The organism is Candidatus Deferrimicrobiaceae bacterium (genome assembly GCA_035256765.1).
GTDB lineage: Bacteria > Desulfobacterota > Deferrimicrobia > Deferrimicrobiales > Deferrimicrobiaceae > CSP1-8.
Window position 1 is genome coordinate 1 of the sequence record DATEXR010000165.1, and the last position, 2,137, is coordinate 2,137.

A 2,137-nucleotide genomic window follows, 5' to 3' on the forward strand; every position below is an offset into this window, starting at 1 on the left:
CCGCCACCCCCACATCCGGGGAGAACGATCATCGCCACGATCAAGCCCATCAGAAAAACGGTGAGGCGGACGCTGGAACCGATCATCTCTTCTCCCCCTGACGAGTTTCTTCCGACGAAAGCCGGCGGCAGGGGGGTTTCCCCACAAAAAGCGTGCCCGAAATCCGTGGACCGGAAAGGTCTTGATAGATTCGTTTAACTGGCTAATTTTCATTAGAAAGAAATTTCAATAACATTAGAAAGGAATGATTTTCGATAAACCAAGACTGCGCGGATATCAGAAGTGTCACCCTGATTTCATATCAGTAAGACCATAAATACAGATGGGAATCCCGAAAGACCGTCTGCCGTTATAACGGAGAAAGTGAGGTTTCCTCCGCACCTTATGAAACCGGCGTTTGTAGATCCCCATCGCGGGTAGATAAGCAGGTTACAGGGGAAATCGACAGGGGTAGATAGTCTCTCAGCGGAGAAGCGGCGACGTGATACGTATCTCCGCCTGGATCGGCCCGGACTCCCGGGAAGGCCTCTCGGCGGACACCAGAATGCGGGTGACGGGCCCCTTGGGGTCACGTCCGTAGGCGGCCCGGAAATCTTCCCGCAAGTCCCTGACGATGTCGATCCTCTTCCCCTGTTCCTCTTCCCCGGCGAGGATGAAGACGGTTTCCTCCTCCCCCAGACGGTACATCGAACCGACGGGAACGACGCTCCCGTAGGCAAAGGTCAGGCGGATCCCGCCGGGGGAAAACCCGTTCCAGACCGCGCGGAAGAAATCGGCGACCCGTTTTTTCCACGTCAGGGATTCGAGATCCTGGCCGAAAACGACGGTGACCGAGATGGGGAAATGCGCGTCGTACCGTTGGTAGTCCCGGGAGGTGCGGTTCGTCCCCGTGGAGACCATTTCGATCGCCAGGGTATCTCCGGGTCGAAGGGTCCTGCTTGTCTTCTTCTCCCAGAGAACTCCTGTCCCGGGAGCCAGGCCGACCTCCGCATGGAAGGAATCCTTGTCCGCCTGCGCCTTTCTTGGGGGGAGGGAGTTCCACCGCCCCGGCGTCCCCTCCTCCCATCCTGCCGTCCGCGCATCTTCTGCGGCCCCACCGCCCGGGAAGGAACCGGGAAGAAGAAGGAGCAGTGCGGCGAGAGAGACCGCAACGGCGAACCCCTTACGCCTCCTCATCGGTCCCCCTCTCCTCCGTCCGGCGGGCAATCTCCATCCCCGCCGCCCGCATCCGCTCGGTGAACCGGTCCGCGCAGGCCGCGGCACGCGCGAAATTCTCCGCGCGAAACACGATCCGTACCCGGTACTCCCCCTCCATGAGGGGATAGGAGCCGATGCTTACCCCCGAAAAAGCGCCGATCGTCTCCCGCATGATCCCCGCATAGGCGGACTCGAGCGCAAAACTGTACAGGGTCACCCGGGCTGCCTTCTTTCCCTCCACAAGGGGCTTCACCCACTCGAACATCTCGTGCAGCAGGCGGGGAATCCCGGGGAAGACGGCCATGCGCGCCACGAAAAAACCGGGGGCCACGCTGATCCGATTGGGGATGAGAACCGCCCCTTCCGGCACCTGCGCCATCACCATCCGGTTTTCGTTCATCTTCTCCCCGTAATACGCCTCGAGCAGGGCCTTCGCTTCCGGGTGGACGACAAGTGGCACCCCCGCCACGGTCGCCACGGCTTCCCTCGTGATGTCGTCCGGCGTCGGACCGATCCCTCCGGTCAGGATCAGGAGATCGGCTTCGGCGAGGTACGCACGCAGGTGACGAACCACGGTCGGCACGTCGTCGGGGAGAATGGCGCACAGCGCCACTTCCGCCCCCCACTCGTAGAGAAGAGGGAGCATGTAGGCAATGTTGCTCTCCCGGGTCTCGGCCCGGAGCACCTCGTCGCCGAGAATCACGATGCCGACTCTCTTCGCCATTTCTCTTTTCGCCGCGGATTCTTCTCGGAAAACCGGATCATTGTACAGAATGCGGGGGGAAAAATCATTGACATTGAGACTTGCGAGTCAGTAACGTGGGGGTGCATTCTGGGGCCATTCGAGAGGAAAAATCGTGAAAAAAACGGTCACCTACGCCTCCGCCGGCGTGAACATCGACGAGGGGGAGCGGATGGTGTCCCTCATTCGCCCGATCGT

2 protein-coding genes are annotated in these 2,137 nt (G+C 60.5%); both read right to left on the reverse strand.

The window, feature by feature from the left end; translation table 11 throughout:
• Positions 1 to 462 precede the first annotated feature (462 nt).
• Positions 463 to 1,176 (reverse strand): hypothetical protein, encoded by a 714-nt coding sequence (locus VJ307_05680; GenBank protein HJX73629.1) that lies wholly within the window; start codon positions 1,174 to 1,176, stop codon positions 463 to 465.
• A complete protein-coding gene (locus VJ307_05685; GenBank protein HJX73630.1) occupies positions 1,163 to 1,921 on the reverse strand; it encodes a molybdopterin-binding protein in 759 nt (252 codons plus the stop codon). The genes VJ307_05680 and VJ307_05685 overlap by 14 nt, the downstream gene beginning before the upstream one ends.
• Between the last annotated feature and the right edge of the window lie 216 nt (positions 1,922 to 2,137).